The organism is Priestia sp. FSL R5-0597, assembly GCF_038006305.1.
Taxonomy (GTDB): domain Bacteria; phylum Bacillota; class Bacilli; order Bacillales; family Bacillaceae_H; genus Priestia; species Priestia zanthoxyli.
Window position 1 is genome coordinate 5,004,210 of sequence record NZ_JBBOUZ010000001.1, and the last position, 21,041, is coordinate 5,025,250.

A 21,041-nucleotide genomic window follows, 5' to 3' on the forward strand; every position below is an offset into this window, starting at 1 on the left:
ATAGTAAAAAGCCTTTAGCTGCTGCTAAAGGCTTTTTACCGGATGATCCAATTCATATAGCTTTTGATAGTGACTGTTCGTAGCAAGTAATTCCTCATGCGTTCCGCGAATGGCTATCTTTCCATCTTGTAGGAATAAGATTTCATCCATCTTTTCCATCCCAACTAAATTATGTGTAACCCAAATTAAAGTTTTGTCGTGAAGAGTTTCAAAGATAGTGGATAACAAACTCTTTTCAGTCACGGTATCCAACCCTGCAGTTGGCTCATCCAGCATAACAATTGGCGTACGCTGAAGTAGAACACGTGCTAACGCAATCCGCTGACGTTCTCCTCCTGAAAAGCGCTGACCTGTTTCGAGCATGGACGTTTGATATCCTTGATGCAAACCTTCCACAAGGGAGTGCATATTGACTTGCTTCATTGCCTCAATTACCTCTTCTTTTGTAGCCTCTTCATTAGCTAGTAATAAATTGTTTGCTACGCTTGTATTAAATAAATAAGGATTTTGATTTAATACAGAGATGAGTTTTGGTACATCTTCACGAACTTCAGCAACAGACTGACCGTTTAGTTGAACTGTACCTTCTGTAGGCAATAAGGAGCCTTGCAGCAGCTTTAACAGAGTCGACTTTCCAGCTCCGCTCTTGCCAAGAATCGCAATTTTTTTCCCTTGCTCGACTTGAAATGAAAGATCATGAATGACTGACTCTTCCTCATTGCTATAGCGAAAGCTTACATGCTCGACTTTTAAGCTAACCGAGTCCCATGAACCTTTGTAAGGTAGGGAAAGAGTATGTTTTTTCTTTCCATTCACAGATTCCCAGTTATTTTCCATTTCCTGCACTCTATTTAATGACTCTTCAAATTGAGGAATTTTTTCTACTGCATTAGATACCGGCAGCAGTGCTTCAGATAAAGGAAATACTACTAAAATAAAAGCAGCAATAAAAACACCTGCAAGCTCTTTGTCTGCAAAAAGAGAAGCCCCAAACCAAATCATTGTGACAATTAAACCTGCTACAATAACTTGGCCAATCAATTCTCGGTAATACGTCCATAGTTTAAGCTTACGATCCATGCGGTCTAGCTCATCTTCTGTTTTGTTATACGAATGAAAAAATGACTGCTGCTGACCGCTTAACACCCAATCAGCAACTCCTAAAAACCCGTCTGTGACCTTAGCATATAACTGTGCTTTGCTTGATTTATATCGCTGATTGGCCGCTTTCATATGCCAAAGGGAAAAAAGCGGCATCACTACTACTAACAAAAATAAATAGATGGCAATCAAACATGCAAACTTTAGGCTAAAGAATCCTAAAGCTACAATCGAAATAACGTATAAAATAACAGCTGAGATTGTTGGAAGAATGGTACGCAAGAACAAGTCTTGTAAACTTTCAATATCTTCAGCGAGAACCGCTAAAACATCTCCCGTTCGATAGCGGGATGTAGCAACTAACGGTTCAATCAAATGATAAAGACGTGTACGCATTTTAGCTAAAATGCGAAGAATAAAATCGTGACTAACAAGACGCTCCGCATAACGAAAGGCTGCTCGACTTAAACCAAATGTACGCACAAGCACAATGGGAACGTACACCAGTAAGATTGTTTCTGGCCGTAAGGAAGAAGCTGAAATCAAGTAACCTGATGTGAACATTAGCGCACAAGCAGAACCAATCGTTAACAAGCTTAGTAATAAGATAGAAAAGATACGATATTTATACGTTTTAAAGTAGGGCCATATCCAACTTTTATATTTCATCATATCTCCTCCTCTTCATGTAAAAATTGATAGTAAGCTCCTTTTTTTCGAATCAGTTCTTGATGATTGCCGACTTCTGCAACCTTTCCGTTCTCTATTACAACAATGAGGTCCATATCTTTCATCCAATGCAGACGGTGCGTAGCTAAAATAAATAACTTGTCTTGAAACATCGTTAAGATATCTTGCTTTAATTCATATTCCGTTTCAATATCTACTTGCGCCGTTGGTTCATCAAGCATAATAATAGGGCGATCGTTCAGAAACGCCCTAGCTAGGGCAATCCTTTGAGCTTGGCCACCGCTAAGCTGCCGTCCTCCATCTCCTATCACTTCATTTTCCTTCTTAGGCATCTGTTGAATCGTAGATAAAAGTCCTGCTTTCGTTAAAGCATCTTCATAATCATAAGAACCGCCTCTATCCTGATAAAATTCAATATTTTCTTTCACTGTTCCATTAAAAATAAATGGGTGCTGAGGGATATACGTAATCTGCTTTTGCCAAGCATCTGAGCGTAAATCAACCGGCACGCCGTTTACTTCAGCAGACCCTTCTGTAAATTGTACAAAGCCGCTCAGTATATCAATAAGCGTCGATTTTCCAGCTCCGCTTTTTCCTATAATCCCAATTTTTTTACTTCCTTTAACATGAAGTGACACATCTTCAAGAGAAGGCGGCTGCTCTTCGTCATATTTTACGGTGATATGACGCAATTGAATTTCACTGTTTTCCGTCCAATCAGGAACATCTTCTTCTTTAGCCGACGGTTTTTCAGCCTGCTTTACAATCTTAATTAATGCATCTCCGGATTCTTTTCCGTCTAATGTTGCATGGTAATCGTTTCCGACTTCCCGTATCGGCAGGAAGTATTCAGGCGCCAGCAATAAAATCATAAGTGCAGGCTCTAACGTCATCGAACCGTTCACTAGCCGCAAACCGAGCATAACAGCCACGATGGCTACAGATAACATCGTAAAGAAATCTAAAGCAAACGTAGATAAAAAAGCAATTCGGAGCGTTCCCATTGTCGCTTTTCGATAGCGGTCACTGACTCTTCCAATCGTTTCAGCATGCTCCTTACTTTTCCCGAGAAATGTTAACGTTTCTAATCCTCGAAGCGAATCTACAAAGTGATTGGACAGCACATGATACGTCTCCCATTGGCTATCTATTTTTTTCTGGGCAGCCAGTCCAAGTAAAATCATAAATAAAATTAAAATTGGCATAGTTACAAGCAAAATAATGCCTGAAAGCCGATCTTGATACCAAACGAAAGCGAGCACTAGCCAAGGTGTAACGCTGATGGCGGCCAGTTTAGGCAAAAACAGCTCAAGATAAGCGCGAAGCTTCTGTAGGCCTGTGGTGATGAGCGTCACCAAGTTTCCTGTCCCTTCATTTTTGGTAAAGCGCGGTCCGAGTGCAAAAATGCTTTTCATGACCGTCAAACGAAGTTCCTGAGTCGTTTTGACTCCAAATTGATATGCTGTTTTTTTCACTATAAAACTTACGATCTGACGAACCATAAAGGCAGACAAAAACAATCCGATTGCTTTTGTCTGCGAAGTTAAACTTTCACCATGAAAAAGAGCAGTAATTACTTCGGCAAGCCACTTAGCTTGAAAAATAATGGCTACACTTTGAATAGTAATAAGCCCTATTAACACGGCAAGAACCATTTTTATTCCGTTGTAAACCATTAAATTTCTACCCATTAGTACTCCATATGCTCCTTATGATCTACACGTTTTCTAAAAACGTAGTAGCTCCAAATTTGATAACCTAACACAAAAGGCAGTAACGCAATAGCAGCGTAAGACATAATTTTCAAGGAATAATTCCCTGATGCTGCATTATGAATCGTTAAACTATAGCTTTCATTGACTGAACTAACCAAAACGGTTGGAAACAATCCTGCAAATATAGAGGAAATTGATAAAATTAAAATTAAGCCAGACATAGCAAAGGCCCATCCGTCTTTTTTCCGTGTAAGGAAAAATCCTGCTAGTAAATACACGAAAATACCGATAAAAAATGTGTATAGCATCAAGCGGCTATGATTGCTGAATAAATTTGTTTCAAAAAACGTCATGCCTGAAAAAATAAGAAGCAGCAAGGCATTAACAGGCAAAAGCTTCATGGCAACTTTTCGTGAACGATCTCTAATGTCATCCATCGTACGGATCGTCGCAAAAATAAGTCCGTGCCATAAGCAAAGCATCGTTAGCGTCACGCCGCCCGTTATGGTATATAGATTCACAATATCCGAAAAGCCGGCATTCATTTGCATGTTGCGCTCAACAGGCAATCCTTTCATTAGTGCTGAAAATAAGATGCCGAAAATGAGCGGTGGAAAAAGACTTCCAAAGAAGATAACCCAATCCCACGCATTTTTCCACGCTTGTTTTTCAACTTTTCCTCGAAATTCAAATGCTACACCGCGTCCGATAAGCGAAAGCAACAGAAGAACAAAAAGAACATATGACCCGCTTAATAGCGTTGCATACCAGTTTGGAAAAGCGGCAAACATAGCACCGATTGCTGAAATTAACCAAACTTCATTTGCATCCCAAAAAGGACCGATTGTATTAATAAAAGCTCGTCGCTCTAAGTCGTTTCTTCCTAAAAAGCGAGACACCATTCCAATCCCAAAATCAAAGCCTTCTAAAAAGATAAAACCAACAAACAGAATGGATACTAGCAAATACCAGAATTCATTAAGAGAAAACATTGTATCCCTCCTTTGTAAACGGATCAGTTGATGTTACTTTTGTATGTGCTTCGTGATCGTGATCTGGACCTTTTTTAATTTCTTTAACGAACAAGAACACCATAATCACAGCTAAAATTAAGTAAAAGAACGAAAACGAGATAATAGAAAATAGCAATTCACCTGCTGTTACACCAGGAGACACGGCATCTTCGGTTTTCATATAGCCAAATACAACCCAAGGCTGACGGCCAATCTCTGTCATAATCCAACCTGCTGAGCTTCCAAGGAACGGAAAGGCGATGGCAATCGTCATAATACGTAAAAATAGTTTGCTTTCTTGAAGTTTTTTACGAGAAAGCAAGTACGTGCCCCAAATGCCTAATGCACATAATACGCCACCTAGACCAGCCATAATGCGGAAACTCCAAAACGTTGTTCGAACGGGTGGAATATAATTTCCTTCTCCATATTTCGCCGTATACTGCTGCTGCAGCTCATTCATTCCAGGAACGGAGCCTGAAAACTTACCGTATGATAAGAAGCTTAATAAGTAAGGTATTTTGATTTCACTCGTATTTTTCTTTTCATCAGGGTGAATATTTGCTGTTACTGTCCAAGCACCTGGACTTCCGCTGTTTTCCCATAATCCTTCACTTGCGGCCATTTTCATCGGCTGTGTTTTAACTAAATATCCGGCCTGTTCATGCCCAGATAGTGCAATTCCTACACCTGAAACTAGCCCTACAAGGATAGCAACTTGAAATGATTTTTTAGCAAAAGCCACATGTTTTTTCTTCAAGAGCATAACAGCGCTGACACCCGTGATAAAAAAGGCGCCTGTTGCAAACGAACCTAAAATTGTATGAGGGAATTCGACCCACAGCTGACCGTTCGTTAACAATTTAAAGAAGTCATTCATTTCTAAACGGCCATTATTTAGCTCCATTCCGACCGGATGCTGCATAAAAGAATTAGCCGTTAAAATAAAGAACGCTGAAAAGATAGTACCTAGACTAACAAGCCAAATACATAGACAGTGCAGCCATTTAGGCAAACGATCCCACCCGAAAATCCACAGCCCGAGGAACGTGGACTCCATAAAAAACGCGAGCAGTGCTTCAATAGCAAGCGGCGCACCGAATACATCTCCTACAAATCTTGAGTACTCTGACCAGTTCATGCCGAACTGAAATTCTTGTAAAATACCTGTTACGACTCCGACAGCAAAGTTAATCAGGAATAAGTGCCCCCAAAACTTTGCCATCTTTTTATACTGTTCATCTTTTTTTACTACGTACATCGTTTCCATGATCGCTACTAAAAAGACAAGGCCGATAGACAGCGGTACAAAGATAAAATGAAACAGCGTCGTTGATGCAAATTGAATACGTGATAGTATGACTGTATCCATCTTCTTTCTCCTTTCATATATAAGAACATTCATCATTTCCATAGATACTTTGATCATTTCTGAGCATCTTTTACTTATATTGTGAAACATTGAGCATAACAATTCGAGAAATATGCTCAATGTTTCACAAACATATGTAATGTCTCTCTTTCTATTTACATAGTATAGTCTATTTTTTTAGCTGTGCACGTACATTTTTTGAACGTTTTTAGACTAAAACGTGACTTTCTTGTGACAAAAAAGGGCAGGATCTCTTTACTTTTTCATAAAAAAAGCACGCTCTGATTTGAGCTTGCTTCTCTACGGTCGATATTTTGCTTTCGCATTTAATTTAGATTGACGAATGATTTGGTTAATGACTTCAGAAAATACAATACCAATGGCAATTGAACCTGAAATCATAAAGGCTTTTGCTGCAAGACTAATCGCTTCATTATAATTATTTTCTACAAAGTTACGCATGGCATCGTATGCTGTTCCCCCTGGAACGAGCGGAATAATACCTGCTACGGTGAAAATAATGATCGGCGTACGATAAATTTTTGCGTAAATTTGACTAATAATAGCAATAAAAAAGGCCGATGCTACAGTGCTTGGAATTTCATCTACACCATAGAACGTTAGCAAATAGTAAATGAGCCAGCCAATCATTCCGACAAAGCCACTTTTTAATAATGATTCACGTGGAACATTAAAAATAATCCCAAACGCTGCTGAAGCAATAAAACTTGTAATTATCTGCTCTACGATATGCATATGATGCCTCCCTTCTATAGAAGCGTAAATACAATGGCAATACCTGCACCAATAGCAAATGCCGTCAGAAACGCTTCTGCTCCTTTTGATAATCCAGACAGTAAATGTCCCGCCATTAAATCTCGCACTGCATTGGTAATCGATAACCCAGGAACGAGAGGCATAACGGATCCAATAATAATTTTATCAATTTGCGTTCCTAGTCCTGAAGCGACTAAAAGAGCTGATAAAAGTCCAATAACTAACGAAGCGGTAAACTCAGCAAAAAAGCGAATCGGAATAAGACGGTGGAAATACACCACGGTTAAAAATCCGAGACCTCCTGAAAACATCGCTGGAATAAAGTCCGTCCATAAACCTTGAAACATGATTAAAAAGCATCCGCTAGAAATGGATGCAGCTGCAAGTTGAACCCATAGTGGAAAAGCTACGTTCGTTGCTTCAATTTCTTGTAGCATTTCATACGCTTCCTCCAAGGAGATGTTTCCTTGACTGATGGTTCTTGAGACGCTATTTACCATAGTTACTTTTTTTAAATCGGTCGTTCGTTCGGAAATACGAATTAACTTCGTTTTCGTCGGTTCTTTCGTTTCAAGTGAAAACATAATCCCTGTTGGCGTCACATAGCTGTGGGATTTTTTTATACCGTAAGACGCTGCAATCCGCATCATTGTGTCTTCTACTCGATACGTTTCTGCTCCGCTTTCTAACATAATTTTACCTGCTAGTAAGCTAACGTCCATAATTTCATATTTATCTAATTTTTGTTGTGTCATCAAATCGCTCCAAACATATTAAAGCTTGGTTTTTTCCCCTACAGCATACAGTGTATAAGAAAGAGGGAAGTGGACGCAATGGTTAATGCAAAAAAGTGTGGACTTTTTGTCTCACACTTTCAGGAATAGTATATACATTCCTTATCAATTCATACGTTTTGTGGTCTCACGCTCTACTAATACAGGTGCCATTTTATACTGTACCTGATCTATTTCTTGCTGATCCTGAATTTGCTGAAGTAAGAGGTTTACTGCTTTTTCAGCCATTTTTTCCATCGGTTGACGGATGGTTGTTAGCGGAGGTTGCGCTTCACTAGCTTCTGTAATATCATCAAACCCTATAACAGACAAATCCGCTGGAACGTGAAGTCCGTTTTGCCACGCACAGTGTATCACTTTCAGAGCAATGTAATCCGTAGCACAAATAAGCGCAGTTGGGGGCTCTGGATGATGAGCTAGCTCATTTATAAACTGATATAGTTCATCTGAGTTATTCATATCCTCTTTCACAAACTTTGCGTTTGCTGACGGTACATACTGATAAAAAAGAGACAGACGGTGCTCGACTCCGCTTACAGCTTTTCCAACGAACCCGATATTCTTATGGCCAAGGTCCGTTAAGTGAGCAACAGCTAATTGCATTCCCTCCGCATCATCTACATGTACAATTGGCCAAAGTGCAGAAGAGCCGTCTCCTGTAAGAGAAACGTAAGGCGTTTGATATTGTTTTAATACGTCTACAAACGGATGCGGAGCGGCTACATAATCTAATAAAATGACTCCATCAAACCAATGATTCATCATCACATTTAATTGACGCTCAGCCGTTGTTTCTTGGTAATCCGTATGTCCAATAAGAACGTCCATCCCTCGACTTTGAACTTGCTGCTGTACCTTTTTTAACAGCTCAATTAAAAATGGGTCTTTTAAATCTCTAATTAATATCCCGATAATCCCTGTTTTTTGGGCCCGCAGAGCTGCCGCAAATGGATTTGTCTGATACCCTAAATGAGCTGCTGCTTTTAGTACTTTTTGTTTTGTTTTTTCACTGATTTTAATTTTACCGTCTTTATTATTGAAGATTCTTGATACCGTAGCTAATGAAACACCCGCTTCTTTTGCTACTTCTGTAATCGTGACTTTTTTTCTCCCCATTCGTACCGACTCCTATTTCCTTTTAGTCTATCGACCAAGTAAACATTTTTCTTTATTATACTACTAGAAGTCGGAACCACCCAAAACTACCTTCCCTACTTTTCACTAAACAGCCACTTTAACACATCTCGAATTTTTTGATCCCAATATGCCCAGTCGTGACTTCCTTTTCCTTCTTCATATGTAAAACAAATAGGCTCTTGCTTACATCGCTCGGAAAAACGTTTATTTTCCTGATATAAAAAATCTTCCGTTCCACAGCATTGATAAATACGCGGAGTCACTTCTCCATAGCGCCGGCGATTTTCAAGCAGCCAGAAAAGATCATCCTCAGGTCTAATAACAGGCGGCATGCCAAAAATCAAAGGATAATCTAGGAACTGAACTTCCCCTCGTTCTCCAAGCCCTTCAATGTCCATCACTCCTGATAAACTGGCAGCTGCAGAAAATTGATGTGGTTTGCGAAACGCCCATTTTAAAGCGCCGTACCCTCCCATAGAAAGACCAGCCACAAAATTATCTTCTCTTTTTTCCGATAACGGAAAGAATGACCTAGCCAATTGAGGAAGTTCTTCTGTTACAAACGTCCAATACTTCTTTCCATAAGCCATATCTCTATAAAAGCTACGATCTACATTTGGCATTACAACTGCAAGTCCTAATTCTGATGCGTAGCGTTCAATCGAAGTTCTTCTCATCCATATCGTATGATCATCAGAAAGACCGTGTAATAAATAGAGCGTAGGGTGTTTCTCACTTCTTGTATTGGTTTGTAAACCAATCTGAGATTTTGTTTGCTGCGGTATCAAAACGTTCATTGAAGTACTTATTTGCAATACTTCTGAAAAAAAATCACATTGAATAAACGCCATATTTCTCTTCCCCCTTACTTTTTCTTCCCCATTGATTGATAACAAAACGTACATAATTCATATAAAAGTTAAAAAATAGTTTGATTATTTACAATTTTTAGTTTAACATAAAAACATCTTTTATGAAAACGTTTTACGTATAACGTTTTTTTAAATTAAAATAGTGAACGCGATTCAAAGGAGGAATTTATATGGGGATAGTAAAAGTAACTTCTGACGAGTATAAGGAGCAAAAAGGAAATCTATTTTTTGTTATTTTCATTTCATGTGCAGCTGCTTTTGGAGGGTTACTTTACGGCTATGACACAGCCGTCATTTCAGGGGCTATTGGGTTAATGGAAGTGCATTTTAATCTCAGTCCAACGATGGTAGGTTTTGTTGTATCTAGTTTGCTGCTCGGGGGTGCCGTTGGGGTACTTTCTTCAGGAAAACTGAGTGATCGATTCGGTAGAAAAGGTATCTTGCTTTTAGCAGCTTCTTTATTTATCGTATCCGCAATTATGCAAGCGCTATCTTCAGCCATCTCTTTTGTGATTATTTCTCGAATTATTGGAGGGCTAGGCATTGGTATGGCCTCCGTTCTTTCTATTACCTATATTTCTGAAATAGCCCCTCCGCACATGCGCGGCCGCTTAGGCTCTCTTTATCAATTTGCTGTTGCCGTTGGGATTGTTTCTGTCTATTTTGTGAATGACTACATTTTATCTATTGGGGAAGACGCATGGCAGAATTCCACAGGATGGCGCTACATTATCGGTGCTTCTGGGATTCCAGCTCTTTTATTTCTTCTTATCCTTTCTCCTGTTCCTGAAAGTCCGAGGTGGCTAGTAAAAGCAAACCGCACTGTAGAAGCTATGGACATTTTAATTAAAATCAATGGTACACACATTGCACGCCAAGAGCTGTATCATATTGAGCAATCGTTAAAAGAAAATCAACCGGCTTCTCTTTCGCTTTTTAAAGAGGCAGGCCTTCGAAAAGCGTTGCTTATTGGTATTCTACTTGCAGCCTTTCAACAGCTTGTCGGAATCAATGCCATTATTTATTACGCCCCGCAAGTTTTTGAAGCAGCTGGAGCTAGAGGAGATTTATCGCTCCTTGTTACGTCTATGATTGGTGTAGCTGCCTTTTTAGGCGTTCTTTGTTCCATGTGGCTTATCGACCGGATTGGCCGCAAAGCTTTATTACTTATTGGCACAGCCGGTATGGCCGTTACGCAGCTTCTCGTTTCTTTTGGATTTCATTCACAGGGTACTGAAGGCTTGACTACTAGTTTACTTATTGTTTTTTATTTATTTCTTTTTAATATTTCTATGGGACCTGTTGTATGGGTTGTGATTTCTGAAATTTTTCCTAATCATGCGAGAGGCTATGCAATGTCTATTTCTACCTTTTTCTTGTGGATAGCTAATTGGTTTGTGTCTCAGTTTTTTCCTATTCTTTGGAACAAAGCTGGAGGATCTTTTACCTTTTTATCTTTTATGATTATGTGTATCGCTTCATTTTTGTTTATATGGAAGTGGGTGCCAGAAACAAAAGGAAAGTCACTTGAAGAAATTGAACATATATGGAAGTAAGGGAAGAGGTTGGGGTATATCTAAATGAATCCAATCTAAAGAAAAACAAATGGGATACATGAGCTAAACGGCTTATGACACCGTAGTTGATTTCCGTGCAAGACTTCGCTTTCCGCGGGAGTCTTCATCTCGCCCTCCAATCAACTACTAGAAGAATTTAAACAGATGAAAACTATGTTCACCCTAACAAAAAAACCGAACCACTAATCAAAAATTTTGATCAATGGTTCGGTTTTACTTTGTCTAAAATACTTTCGTCCCAGCCTCTTCTTTTTATCGAATTTGTCCATCTCCGTAAATAATATATTTTAATGTTGTTAATTCCTTTAATCCCATTGGTCCACGCGCATGAAGCTTTTGTGTACTAATTCCGATTTCTGCCCCGAAACCAAACTCTTCTCCGTCCGTAAACCTCGTCGAAGCATTCACATAAACAGCAGCTGAATTAACGCGCTGTAAAAAACGCTGAGCATGAGCATAATTTGTTGTTACAATCGCTTCAGAATGATGTGAACTATGAACATTAATATGGGAAATCGCTTCATCGATATCATCTACGATTTTAACTGCCATGATGAAATCCAAATATTCTTTCTTCCAATCCTCATCCCCTGCTGGAACAAGATCTGGAACGATTGTGAGCGCACGTTCATCACCGCGTACTTCTACATCTTTGTCTCGTAGTGCTTGAACAATAATCGGCAAAAATTCATGAGCCGCCCGTTCATGAATAATCAGCTTTTCGGCTGAGTTGCACACCGCTGGACGAGATGTTTTTGCATTAATGACAATACTGGCTGCCATGTCACGGTCATATTCTTCATCAACATAAATGTGGCAGTTCCCGGTTCCTGTCTCAATAACAGGAACCGTTGCATTTTTTACCACCGCTTCAATTAAACCTGCACCGCCTCGAGGAATTAATACATCGATATATTCATTTAGCTTCATTAACTCCAGTGCTGTTTCTCTCGACGTATCTTCAATAAGCTGTACGCTATGCTCAGGAAGCCCTGCACTTGCCGCAGCTTGAGATAACACAGAAACAATCGCTTGATTCGAATAAAATGCCTCACTGCCTCCGCGTAAAATAACCGCATTTCCTGCTTTTAAGCATAGGCCTGCTGCATCACATGTAACGTTTGGACGCGCTTCATAAATAATTCCTATGACACCAATAGGTACACGCTGCTGCCCAATTTGTAAGCCATTTGGTCGTTTAGCCATAGACAGCACTTCTCCTACCGGATCTGCAAGCGCAGCTACTTGGCGCAGGCCGTCTGCCATTCCATGAATCCGCTCTTCATTTAAAGATAGGCGATCCAACATCGCTTTTGACGTGCCTTTTTGAACGGCTTTTTCTACGTCTAATTTATTTGCTTTTAAAATCGTTTCTTGTTGATCCAATAGAGCAGCCGCCATTTTATAAAGTGCCTGCTGTTTTTGTTCGCTCGTTACATTTCCTAAGAAATAAGAGGCTTCTTTTGCCTGCTTTCCTTTAAGCTGCAATTCACTCATTTCATTACTCCTTCAGCTTGTTTTAAGAATAACGTTCCAATTTCTTGGCCTTCAATAATATCTCGCAAAATACTTGGTTCTTTCCCATTTGCTAGGATTAAGCTCACGCCTGCACTTGTAGCTGTTTTAGCAGCGGTCAGCTTTGTGACCATTCCGCCTGTTCCAACGTCAGTTCCACTATCTCCAGCAAAATTCTCAAGCTCCGGCGTGATGCCATCTATTACTTTCATTAATTTAGAGTTAGGGTTTTTTGTGGGATCTGAATCAAAGAAACCGTCAATATCAGATAAAATAACAAGTAAATCTGCGTGAATCAAAACTGAAACAATGGCGGATAAATTATCGTTATCTCCAAAACGCACGATGTTTTCAATCTCATCGATGGCAACTGTATCGTTTTCATTCACAATAGGAATCACTTTGTCTTCAATTAATTTTTCAAACGTGTTCACAACGTTATTGCGCACATGTTCATCTTCGATTACATCTTTTGTTAACAGTACTTGACCAACAATGTGACTATACTCACCAAAGAATTTACTATAGATATGCATAAGCTCACACTGCCCGACAGAGGCTGCTGCTTGTTTTTCTCGAATAGAAGTTGGCTTTTCTTTTAACTTTAGTTTTTTTACTCCCACTTGAACGGCACCTGATGTAACAAGCACAACTTCTTTTCCTGCATTCATTAAATCAGATAACACACGCGCTAGTTTTTCAATGCGTGCTAAGTTAATATCTCCGTTATCATAGGTCAACGTAGATGTCCCTACTTTGACTACGATACGCTTGCTATTTTGTAACTCTTGACGATGGTTCACTCATTTCATCTCCCTAACTAAAAACACCTAAATGCGTACTAATTTTTTTAAAAATTATAGCAGAGATTATGTGAAAAGTCTTATAGTTTTTCAAAGGGAATTTGAACTTTCTAATTTTTTAAATAATTAAGGGAAAAACTGGTGATAAAAGCGCTTTCTTCTCTTATAATGAAAGTTGTAAGGGGAACACACAATTACATAACATTGTGTAGTAGTACAAACATCAGACAACTAAGGGATAGGGGGATTTGTAATGAATGCGGTTACGATTGTTATTGGATCTATCTGTATTTTAATGATTGCGTATCGGCTTTATGGAACATTCATGGCTGTTAAGGTCTTGAAACTAAACGATGCGCAAAAAACGCCGGCACATGAGCTTGAAGATGGAAAAGATTACGTGCCAACCAATCGATGGGTAACATTTGGTCATCACTTTGCAGCTATTGCAGCTGCGGGTCCGCTCGTTGGACCTATTTTAGCAGCTCAGTTTGGCTATTTGCCCGGACTGCTCTGGCTTTTAATCGGAGCTGTAATCGGAGGAGCCGTTCACGATGCAGTTGTGTTATTTGCATCTATGCGCCAAAAAGGCCAGTCGCTTTCAGAAGTGGCTAAAAAAGAGCTAGGACCCGTCGCTGGCTTTTGTACAGGTTTAGCTATGCTTTTTATCATTACCATTACAATGGCCGGTTTATCTATGGTCGTGTTACACGCCCTTGAGAAAAATCCTTGGGGTACATTCGCTGTTGGAATTACCATTCCGATCGCAATGGGGGTAGGTATTTACCACAAAAAAACAGGTAATTTAAAAGCGGCTTCTACCGTCGGCTTCATTTTAATTTTAATCGCCGTATTTAGCGGTCCTTATATTCAAGGAACAGCTTTAGGAGATTTTTTAACGCTAGATATTAAAACACTTTCAATTATTCTTCCCGTTTATGCATTTTTTGCAGCGGCCTTGCCCGTTTGGCTGCTTTTAGCACCTCGAGATTACTTAAGCAGCTTTATGAAAATTGGTGTCTTTATCGCGCTGATTGTAGGCGTGTTTTTCGTAAATCCAGCAATTCCATTTCCTGCAGTTACTGAATTTATTCACGGAGGCGGCCCTATTTTAGCAGGACCTGTGTGGCCGTTCATTTCTATTACGATCGCCTGCGGTGCTATTTCTGGCTTCCATGCATTTGTTGGTTCAGGAACAACTCCTAAGATGCTCGATCGTTGGAGTGACATTAAAGTTGTAGGCTTCGGCGCGATGTTAGTCGAATGCTTAGTAGGAATTATGGCATTAATTGCCGCAACTGCTTTACATCCTGGAGACTATTTTGCAATCAACTCTACACCTGAAGTGTTCAAAACGCTTGGCATGAACGTAACGGCTCTTCCTCAGCTTAGCCAAGAAATTGGCCTAAACTTAGAAGGCCGTACAGGCGGCGCTGTTACACTGGCTGTAGGAATGACGTATATTTTCACGGAAATTCCTTGGTTCAGCCACCTGTCTTCTTACTTTTTTCAATTCGTTATTATGTTTGAAGCAGTGTTTATTTTGACTGCTATCGACGCGGGTACACGCGTTTCCCGCTATTTAATTCAAGACTTTTTTGGTGAATTTTATAAGCCATTGAAGCGAGTAGACTGGCTTCCTGGGTCCATTTTTGCAAGTGCCCTAGCCTGTTTTATGTGGGGATACTTATTGTTCTCAGGAGATATTGGCTCAGTTTGGGCGCTGTTCGGCGTATCGAATCAGTTAATGGCATCCATTGGTTTAATTATTGGTGCAACCGTTATTCTTAGAATTGCAGATAAGCGCTCCTATATGCTTACTTGTCTTATTCCACTAGCCTACCTTTACGTAACGGTTAACTACGCGGGTTATTGGATGGTTAAGAATGTGTATTTAAATGAAGCTGCGGCAGGTTACAGCATATTAAATGCGACTCTTTCAATCATCATGCTTATACTCGGTCTCATTATTATGATTGCCGCGATTCAAAAATGGACGCAGCTTTGGCGCACGCCTCAGGCTGAACTAGCGGCGAAAGCAAACTTATCACAAAATATATAAAACGAACACGCTTGCTTATATAAGCAAGCGTGTTTTTGATATGGTAATAGCCGGTCAAAATAATTGCACACCAGGCATTTTTATTATTAAACTAAATATACTATACAGAAAATTTTTAAAATAGTTCGTACACTTCACATGCTTATAACCCCCACTGATTACATCTCAAAATTAACACTTTAAATTATAATAATTATAATTTAGTATTGATTTTTTATTTAAAAATGTTATTATTATTTCTAACATAATAAAATTCAAATAAGAGGTGGTTCTAAGATGACAACAAACAAGAATAACTTAACGACTAGTTGGGGATCTCCGGTTGGAGATAATCAAAATTCGATGACCGCTGGTTCACGCGGACCTACTTTAATTCAAGATGTTCACCTTTTAGAGAAATTAGCCCATTTTAACCGAGAGCGTGTTCCTGAACGCGTCGTACACGCAAAAGGCGCCGGTGCCCACGGTTATTTTGAAGTGACAAACAATGTTTCAGCCTATACAAAAGCAGCTTTCCTTTCTGAAGTAGGAAAACGAACACCTCTATTTGTTCGCTTTTCAACAGTAGCTGGTGAAAACGGCTCAGCAGATACCGTTCGCGACCCTCGCGGATTTGCTGTTAAATTTTATACAGAAGAAGGCAACTACGACTTAGTCGGAAATAATACACCTGTATTTTTCATCCGAGATGCGATTAAATTTCCCGATTTTATTCATACACAAAAACGCGATCCACGCACGCATTTGAAAAACCCGACGGCCGTGTGGGATTTCTGGTCTTTATCTCCTGAATCTTTGCATCAAGTTTCTATTTTAATGTCTGATCGCGGTATCCCGGCAACGTTACGCCATATGCATGGATTTGGCAGCCATACATTTAAATGGGTTAATGCCGAAGGAGATGGCGTTTGGGTAAAATATCACTTTAAAACAGAGCAAGGCGTGAAAAATCTGTCTCCAGACGTAGCCGCAAAGCTAGCTGGTGAAAATCCAGATTATCATACTGAAGATCTATTTAATGCCATTGAAAAAGGCGATTTCCCTTCATGGAAGCTGTACGTTCAAATTATGCCATTAGAAGACGCTGATACGTACCGCTTTGATCCGTTTGACGTAACAAAGGTTTGGTCACAAAAAGACTATCCGTTAATTGAAGTAGGTCGCATGGTCTTGGACCGAAATCCAGAAAATTATTTTGCCGAAGTGGAGCAAGCTACATTCTCACCTGGAACGCTTGTACCGGGAATTGACGTATCACCTGATAAAATGCTGCAAGGTCGACTATTCGCATACAGCGATGCACATCGCTACCGCGTGGGTGCTAACCATCAAGCGCTACCTATTAACCGTCCGCGCAATGAAGTAAATAACTATCAGCGTGATGGTCAAATGCGCTTTGACGATAACGGCGGCCGTTCTGTTTACTATGAGCCAAACAGCTTTGGCGGTCCGACAGAATCTCATGAAAACAAACAAGCGGCATACCCTGTTTCAGGCGTTGCCGATAGTGTTGCATATGATCATAACGACCATTACACGCAAGCAGGTGACTTATACCGCCTCCTAAGCAAAGACGAGCGTACACGACTAGTTGCAAACATCGTTGAAGCTATGAAGCCTGTAGAAAAAGAAGAGATTAAACTGCGTCAAATTCAGCACTTCTACAAAGCGGATCCAGAGTATGGAACACGCGTTGCAGACGGTTTAGGATTGTCTGTTCCGCAGCAAGTAAAATAAAGATATCAGTTTTCCCAATGAGAAAATAAAGGTTTTTTTCTCATTTTAGATTTTCGTTTTTTCTCAATTAGTTTAACATTTTATCACTAAATAAGTATCCATATTTTATGGATACTTATTTAAATTCTTGTAAAAAGAGGAAGGGATGAAGAAATGGTTGGACAAGAAATAAGATGTAATCAGTGTCATAGAGAAATAAAAGTACTAAAGCACAGTACACTTTGCGGTTGCGGAATAAAATTACGAACGCTAAAAAAAGAGAAGCAACCAGCATAATGAGGTTGCTTCTCTTTTTTACTAGATATGCTGTTTATATTCACTCACATTAAAGAGTAATCGTTACTTTAAATAAATCTCCGTCAATTTCAATATTCAATTCTCCTCCGTGCAAATCAATAATTGACTTAGCAATAGCTAAACCAAGTCCAGAGCCATCGGTTTGTCTTGAGGCGTCCCCTCTTTTAAATCGTTCAAACAGCTCATTGTTTACAACTAAAACTACATATTCGTCCATTGCTTTCTCAGTCTCCTTTCAAAAGTATGTCATGGGTCATTTCGTCTATGGGTTTTATTGTAAACTGCATTTTTTAAGAAAAAAGAAGAGAAAATTTTAAGATTTTCTTAAGCGACATATATTGAAAAAGGTTTAAGGAATAGGGATAACAGGAACGTTAAAAGAAAAAATATAATCAATTCCTCATTTGATTCTAAAGAACTATCCGTGAGCGATTATATCTTTTTATTTAAAAGGAGGATGATTTAACTTGGAACGGAATCATACAATTATGCAATTTTTCGAATGGCATGTGCCAGCTGATGGCGAGCATTGGAAACGCCTCAAAGAGCTCGCTCCTCAACTAAAAGAACAAGGAATTGATTCCGTGTGGATTCCCCCGGTTACAAAAGGTGTTTCATCAGAGGATAATGGCTACGGCGTTTACGACTTATATGATCTTGGCGAGTTTGATCAAAAAGGAACCGTTCGTACAAAGTATGGAACCAAGCAAGAGCTGCATGAAGCAATTGATGCCTGTCATAATCACGGAATTAATGTCTATGTTGATATTGTGATGAATCATAAAGCTGCAGCGGATGAAAAAGAAACCTTCCACGTCATTGAAGTAGACCCCATGAACCGAACAGAAGAGATTTCTGAACCCTTTGAAATTGAAGGGTGGACAAAGTTTACATTTGAAGGGCGCGGCGATCAATATTCTTCTTTCAAATGGAACTTTAATCATTTTAATGGCACTGATTACGATGATAAAAACGGAAAAGAAGGTGTGTTTCGTATTGCCGGGGAAAACAAAAGCTGGAACGAAAATGTTGATCAAGAGTTTGGCAACTACGATTATTTAATGTTTGCGAATATTGATTACGACCACCCTGAAGTTCGAGAAGAAATGATCAAATGGGGAAAATGGTTAGCAGACACCCTGCAGTGCGACGGTTACCGATTAGACGCCATTAAACATATTAACCATGATTTTATTAAAGAGTTTGCTCACGAATTGTCCTCTTCTCAAGAAAAGCCATTTTATTTTGTGGGAGAGTTTTGGAATCCAGAATTAACAGCCTGTCAGGAATTTTTAGACGTTATTGATTATCAAATTGATTTGTTTGACGTATCGCTGCATTACAAACTGCATGAAGCCTCTCAGCAAGGAAGAGATTTTGATTTAACCACAATTTTTGATGATACATTGGTTAAGACTCATCCGTTGAATGTTGTCACATTTGTAGATAACCATGACTCTCAGCCAAATGAATCTTTAGAATCTTGGGTAGAAGATTGGTTCAAACAAAGTGCTTACGCTCTAATTTTACTTCGTGAAGACGGCTATCCTTGTGTATTTTACGGAGACTATTTTGGGATAGGCGGAGAGCATCCAATTGAGGGAAAAGAAAAAGATATTTCTGCTCTCTTGCACGTACGCTATGACAAAGCATACGGACAGCAAGACGATTATTTTGATCACCCGAATACCATTGGATGGGTAAGGCATGGTGTAGAGGAATTTGATAAGTCTGGATGCGCTGTGGTGATGTCAAACGGCGAAGACGGGGAAAAGAGAATGTTCGTCGGCGAACACCGAAGCGGACAAACGTGGATCGACTTCACAAAGAACCGAGAAGACCAAGTTGTGATTGAAGAAGACGGCTACGGACACTTCCCTGTAAATGGCGGCTCTGTATCCGTTTGGGCTGAAGCATAAAAAAACAGTGGCCTGCGCCACTGTTTTTTTTACCATAGACCTAGCAGTTTCCACCACAAGCCGCCAATTCCAATCCAAATGATAATATGAATAATTGAAATTAAAAAGCCGAGCGACCACCATTTTTGCTGCGTTACATATCCACTACCGAAGAACACCGGTGCCGGTCCACTGCCGTAGTGAGTTAAACAGCCAAATAAATTGCTAAAGAACGCTAAAATTAATGCTGACAGTAACGGAGGCGCACCAGCGGCCACGATGACAGATAGAAATGCTGCGTACATAGCGCTGACGTGAGCCGTGTTACTCGCAAAAAAGTAGTGAGAATAAAAATACGCAATAGCTAGTACAATCAACGCCGTCATCCAAGACATATGACTAACAGTGCCTTTCATCAGATCACTGAACCAAGGAATCATGCCTAGATCATTTAAGAAAGTTGCCATCATAACCAAAACAGCAAACCAGACTAATGTATCCCATGCTCCCTGTTCTTTTTTGATGTCCGACCAGCTTAACACTTGCGTTAAAAGCAGCGCACATAGACCAATAAAAGCAGTTGTTGTTGCATTAATATTTAAATTAGCGCCAAAAATCCACAGCACAAGCAAAAGTAAAAATACCCCAATCATGTACCATTCTTCTTTCTTTAGCGGGCCCATTTCATTTAGTTTTTTTGCTGCAATTTCAGATGCTTCCGGCGTTTCTTTTAATTCTGGCGGATACAGCTTATAAATAACGAGCGGAATCACAATTAAACTGATAATTCCAGGTACGATTGCAGCCGCTGCCCATCCAACCCATGAAATAGTCTTTCCTGTAATTTGTTCCGTCATTTTAACAGCAAGAGGATTGGCCGCCATTGCTGTTACGAACATAGCCGATGTAATCATATCTCCTTGAAACGATACTTTTGTTAAGAAAGCACCGACTCTGCGCTCCGTACCGTCTCCAGTTCTCGATCCGTATGTTTCAGATAAAGAACGAATGATTGGAAGAATAATTCCTCCAGCTCGTGCTGTATTAGACGGCATTGCAGGTGATAAAAGTAAATCACTTACGATAAGAGAATACGATAGTCCCAACGTCTTTTTACCGAACAAACGAACAAAGATATAGGCAACCCTTGTTCCTAGACCAGTCTTAATAAAACCTCTAGAAATAAAGAATGCAATAACGATCAACCAAATCGTCGTATTTTGAAAACCGCTGAGCGATTGTTCAAGTGTTAATGTATTAGTTAATACAATAATGGTTAAAGATAAAATAGCTACACTGCCTAATGGCAATGGTTTAATGATAAGACCTACGATAGTAGCCACAAAAATAGCGAATAAGTGCCAAGCCTTCACATCAAGTCCGGACGGAGGTGTAATAAACCATAAAACAAGTCCGATTGCCAGACAAATTAATAAAGGAATAAACTTCACTTCGCCGGCAGGCTTTTTAGTTGTTTCAGCCATAATCTTTCTCCTTTCATGTTTTTAAATAATAATAGTAGTAGTATGCTCTTTCCCCTTCGTACCCAATACTTGTCCCATTTAAAATAAAATAATTGTAAAAATACGTTTCATAAGGATGATATTGTAAATTTGTGAAGTGTTGAGCATAATTCCTTTATTATTTTATCATACATATTGACAATTTTTATCTTTCACCT

The 21,041-nt window shown here is 39.5% G+C and carries 15 protein-coding genes and 1 pseudogene; 4 read left to right on the forward strand and 12 right to left on the reverse strand.

Annotation, left to right across the window (positions count from 1 at the left end):
* Window positions 1-24: 24 nt before the first annotated feature.
* The 8 genes from cydC to MKX72_RS26420 all read right to left on the reverse strand — a co-directional run bounded on the left by cydC (window position 25) and on the right by MKX72_RS26420 (window position 9,450).
* A complete protein-coding gene (gene cydC / locus MKX72_RS26385; protein WP_235918778.1) occupies window positions 25-1,770 on the reverse strand; it encodes a thiol reductant ABC exporter subunit CydC in 1,746 nt (581 codons plus the stop codon).
* Window positions 1,770-3,482 (reverse strand): thiol reductant ABC exporter subunit CydD, encoded by a 1,713-nt coding sequence (cydD, locus tag MKX72_RS26390; protein ID WP_155008456.1) that lies wholly within the window; start codon window positions 3,480-3,482, stop codon window positions 1,770-1,772. The genes cydC and cydD overlap by 1 nt, the downstream gene beginning before the upstream one ends.
* A complete protein-coding gene (gene cydB, locus MKX72_RS26395) occupies window positions 3,482-4,498 on the reverse strand; it encodes a cytochrome d ubiquinol oxidase subunit II (RefSeq protein ID WP_028411941.1) in 1,017 nt (338 codons plus the stop codon). Before cydB ends, cydD begins: the two co-directional genes overlap by 1 nt.
* Window positions 4,485-5,891 (reverse strand): cytochrome ubiquinol oxidase subunit I, encoded by a 1,407-nt coding sequence (locus MKX72_RS26400; protein ID WP_028411940.1) that lies wholly within the window; start codon window positions 5,889-5,891, stop codon window positions 4,485-4,487. Before MKX72_RS26400 ends, cydB begins: the two co-directional genes overlap by 14 nt.
* 300 nt (window positions 5,892-6,191) lie before the next feature.
* Window positions 6,192-6,647: a threonine/serine exporter family protein gene (locus MKX72_RS26405; RefSeq protein ID WP_013059882.1), complete on the reverse strand. Its 456-nt coding sequence runs from the start codon at window positions 6,645-6,647 to the stop codon at window positions 6,192-6,194.
* 14 nt (window positions 6,648-6,661) lie between these two features.
* Entirely contained in the window at window positions 6,662-7,423 is a 762-nt protein-coding gene (locus MKX72_RS26410) for a threonine/serine exporter family protein (RefSeq protein WP_013085528.1), read from the reverse strand.
* Between the two features lie 144 nt (window positions 7,424-7,567).
* Window positions 7,568-8,578: a LacI family DNA-binding transcriptional regulator gene (locus MKX72_RS26415; protein ID WP_033580374.1), complete on the reverse strand. Its 1,011-nt coding sequence runs from the start codon at window positions 8,576-8,578 to the stop codon at window positions 7,568-7,570.
* A 95-nt stretch (window positions 8,579-8,673) separates the two neighbouring features.
* Window positions 8,674-9,450, reverse strand: coding sequence for an alpha/beta hydrolase (locus MKX72_RS26420; protein WP_033580373.1), 777 nt, complete (start codon window positions 9,448-9,450; stop codon window positions 8,674-8,676).
* Window positions 9,451-9,641: 191 nt separating this feature from the next.
* Between MKX72_RS26420 and MKX72_RS26425 the strand changes: the two genes are divergently transcribed.
* Complete coding sequence (locus tag MKX72_RS26425; RefSeq protein ID WP_049166315.1) at window positions 9,642-11,027, forward strand: sugar porter family MFS transporter; 1,386 nt, start codon at window positions 9,642-9,644, stop codon at window positions 11,025-11,027.
* Between the two features lie 273 nt (window positions 11,028-11,300).
* On the opposite strand, the gene MKX72_RS26430 is transcribed toward MKX72_RS26425, so the two are convergent.
* Both MKX72_RS26430 and proB read right to left on the reverse strand, forming a co-directional pair.
* The gene (locus tag MKX72_RS26430) at window positions 11,301-12,545 is read right to left on the reverse strand and encodes a glutamate-5-semialdehyde dehydrogenase (protein ID WP_155008455.1); all 1,245 of its coding nucleotides are present in this window, start codon (window positions 12,543-12,545) and stop codon (window positions 11,301-11,303) included.
* Complete coding sequence (gene proB / locus MKX72_RS26435; protein ID WP_013085533.1) at window positions 12,542-13,366, reverse strand: glutamate 5-kinase; 825 nt, start codon at window positions 13,364-13,366, stop codon at window positions 12,542-12,544. Before proB ends, MKX72_RS26430 begins: the two co-directional genes overlap by 4 nt.
* A 253-nt stretch (window positions 13,367-13,619) precedes the next feature.
* Here proB and cstA point away from each other — a divergent pair, with 253 nt between their 5' ends.
* Both cstA and katA read left to right on the forward strand, forming a co-directional pair.
* Entirely contained in the window at window positions 13,620-15,428 is a 1,809-nt protein-coding gene (gene cstA, locus MKX72_RS26440) for a carbon starvation protein CstA (RefSeq protein ID WP_014457699.1), read from the forward strand.
* 276 nt (window positions 15,429-15,704) lie between these two features.
* Window positions 15,705-17,165, forward strand: a complete 1,461-nt coding sequence (gene katA, locus MKX72_RS26445; RefSeq protein WP_034263806.1) for a catalase KatA — start codon at window positions 15,705-15,707, stop codon at window positions 17,163-17,165.
* Between the two features lie 325 nt (window positions 17,166-17,490).
* Here the strand turns inward: katA and MKX72_RS26450 are convergent.
* Window positions 17,491-17,691 (reverse strand): annotated as a pseudogene (locus tag MKX72_RS26450) (ATP-binding protein); the annotation flags it as partial.
* 238 nt (window positions 17,692-17,929) lie between these two features.
* Between MKX72_RS26450 and MKX72_RS26455 the strand changes: the two are divergent.
* Window positions 17,930-19,381, forward strand: a complete 1,452-nt coding sequence (locus MKX72_RS26455; RefSeq protein WP_047749557.1) for an alpha-amylase — start codon at window positions 17,930-17,932, stop codon at window positions 19,379-19,381.
* 29 nt (window positions 19,382-19,410) lie between these two features.
* Here the strand turns inward: MKX72_RS26455 and MKX72_RS26460 are convergent, their stop codons facing one another.
* The gene (locus MKX72_RS26460) at window positions 19,411-20,844 is read right to left on the reverse strand and encodes an anion permease (protein ID WP_028411930.1); all 1,434 of its coding nucleotides are present in this window, start codon (window positions 20,842-20,844) and stop codon (window positions 19,411-19,413) included.
* Window positions 20,845-21,041 lie beyond the last annotated feature (197 nt).

Coding starts and splice junctions, on each gene's coding strand:
- MKX72_RS26405 (WP_013059882.1), bottom strand. CDS start 6,647: ATGCATATCGTAGAGCAGATAATTACAAGTTTTATTGCTTCAGCAGCG.
- MKX72_RS26460 (WP_028411930.1), bottom strand. CDS start 20,844: ATGGCTGAAACAACTAAAAAGCCTGCCGGCGAAGTGAAGTTTATTCCT.
- MKX72_RS26420 (WP_033580373.1), bottom strand. CDS start 9,450: ATGGCGTTTATTCAATGTGATTTTTTTTCAGAAGTATTGCAAATAAGT.
- MKX72_RS26430 (WP_155008455.1), bottom strand. CDS start 12,545: ATGAGTGAATTGCAGCTTAAAGGAAAGCAGGCAAAAGAAGCCTCTTAT.
- MKX72_RS26425 (WP_049166315.1), top strand. CDS start 9,642: ATGGGGATAGTAAAAGTAACTTCTGACGAGTATAAGGAGCAAAAAGGA.
- cydC (WP_235918778.1), bottom strand. CDS start 1,770: ATGAAATATAAAAGTTGGATATGGCCCTACTTTAAAACGTATAAATAT.
- MKX72_RS26400 (WP_028411940.1), bottom strand. CDS start 5,891: ATGGATACAGTCATACTATCACGTATTCAATTTGCATCAACGACGCTG.
- katA (WP_034263806.1), top strand. CDS start 15,705: ATGACAACAAACAAGAATAACTTAACGACTAGTTGGGGATCTCCGGTT.
- MKX72_RS26415 (WP_033580374.1), bottom strand. CDS start 8,578: ATGGGGAGAAAAAAAGTCACGATTACAGAAGTAGCAAAAGAAGCGGGT.
- MKX72_RS26410 (WP_013085528.1), bottom strand. CDS start 7,423: ATGACACAACAAAAATTAGATAAATATGAAATTATGGACGTTAGCTTA.
- cstA (WP_014457699.1), top strand. CDS start 13,620: ATGAATGCGGTTACGATTGTTATTGGATCTATCTGTATTTTAATGATT.
- cydD (WP_155008456.1), bottom strand. CDS start 3,482: ATGGGTAGAAATTTAATGGTTTACAACGGAATAAAAATGGTTCTTGCC.
- cydB (WP_028411941.1), bottom strand. CDS start 4,498: ATGTTTTCTCTTAATGAATTCTGGTATTTGCTAGTATCCATTCTGTTT.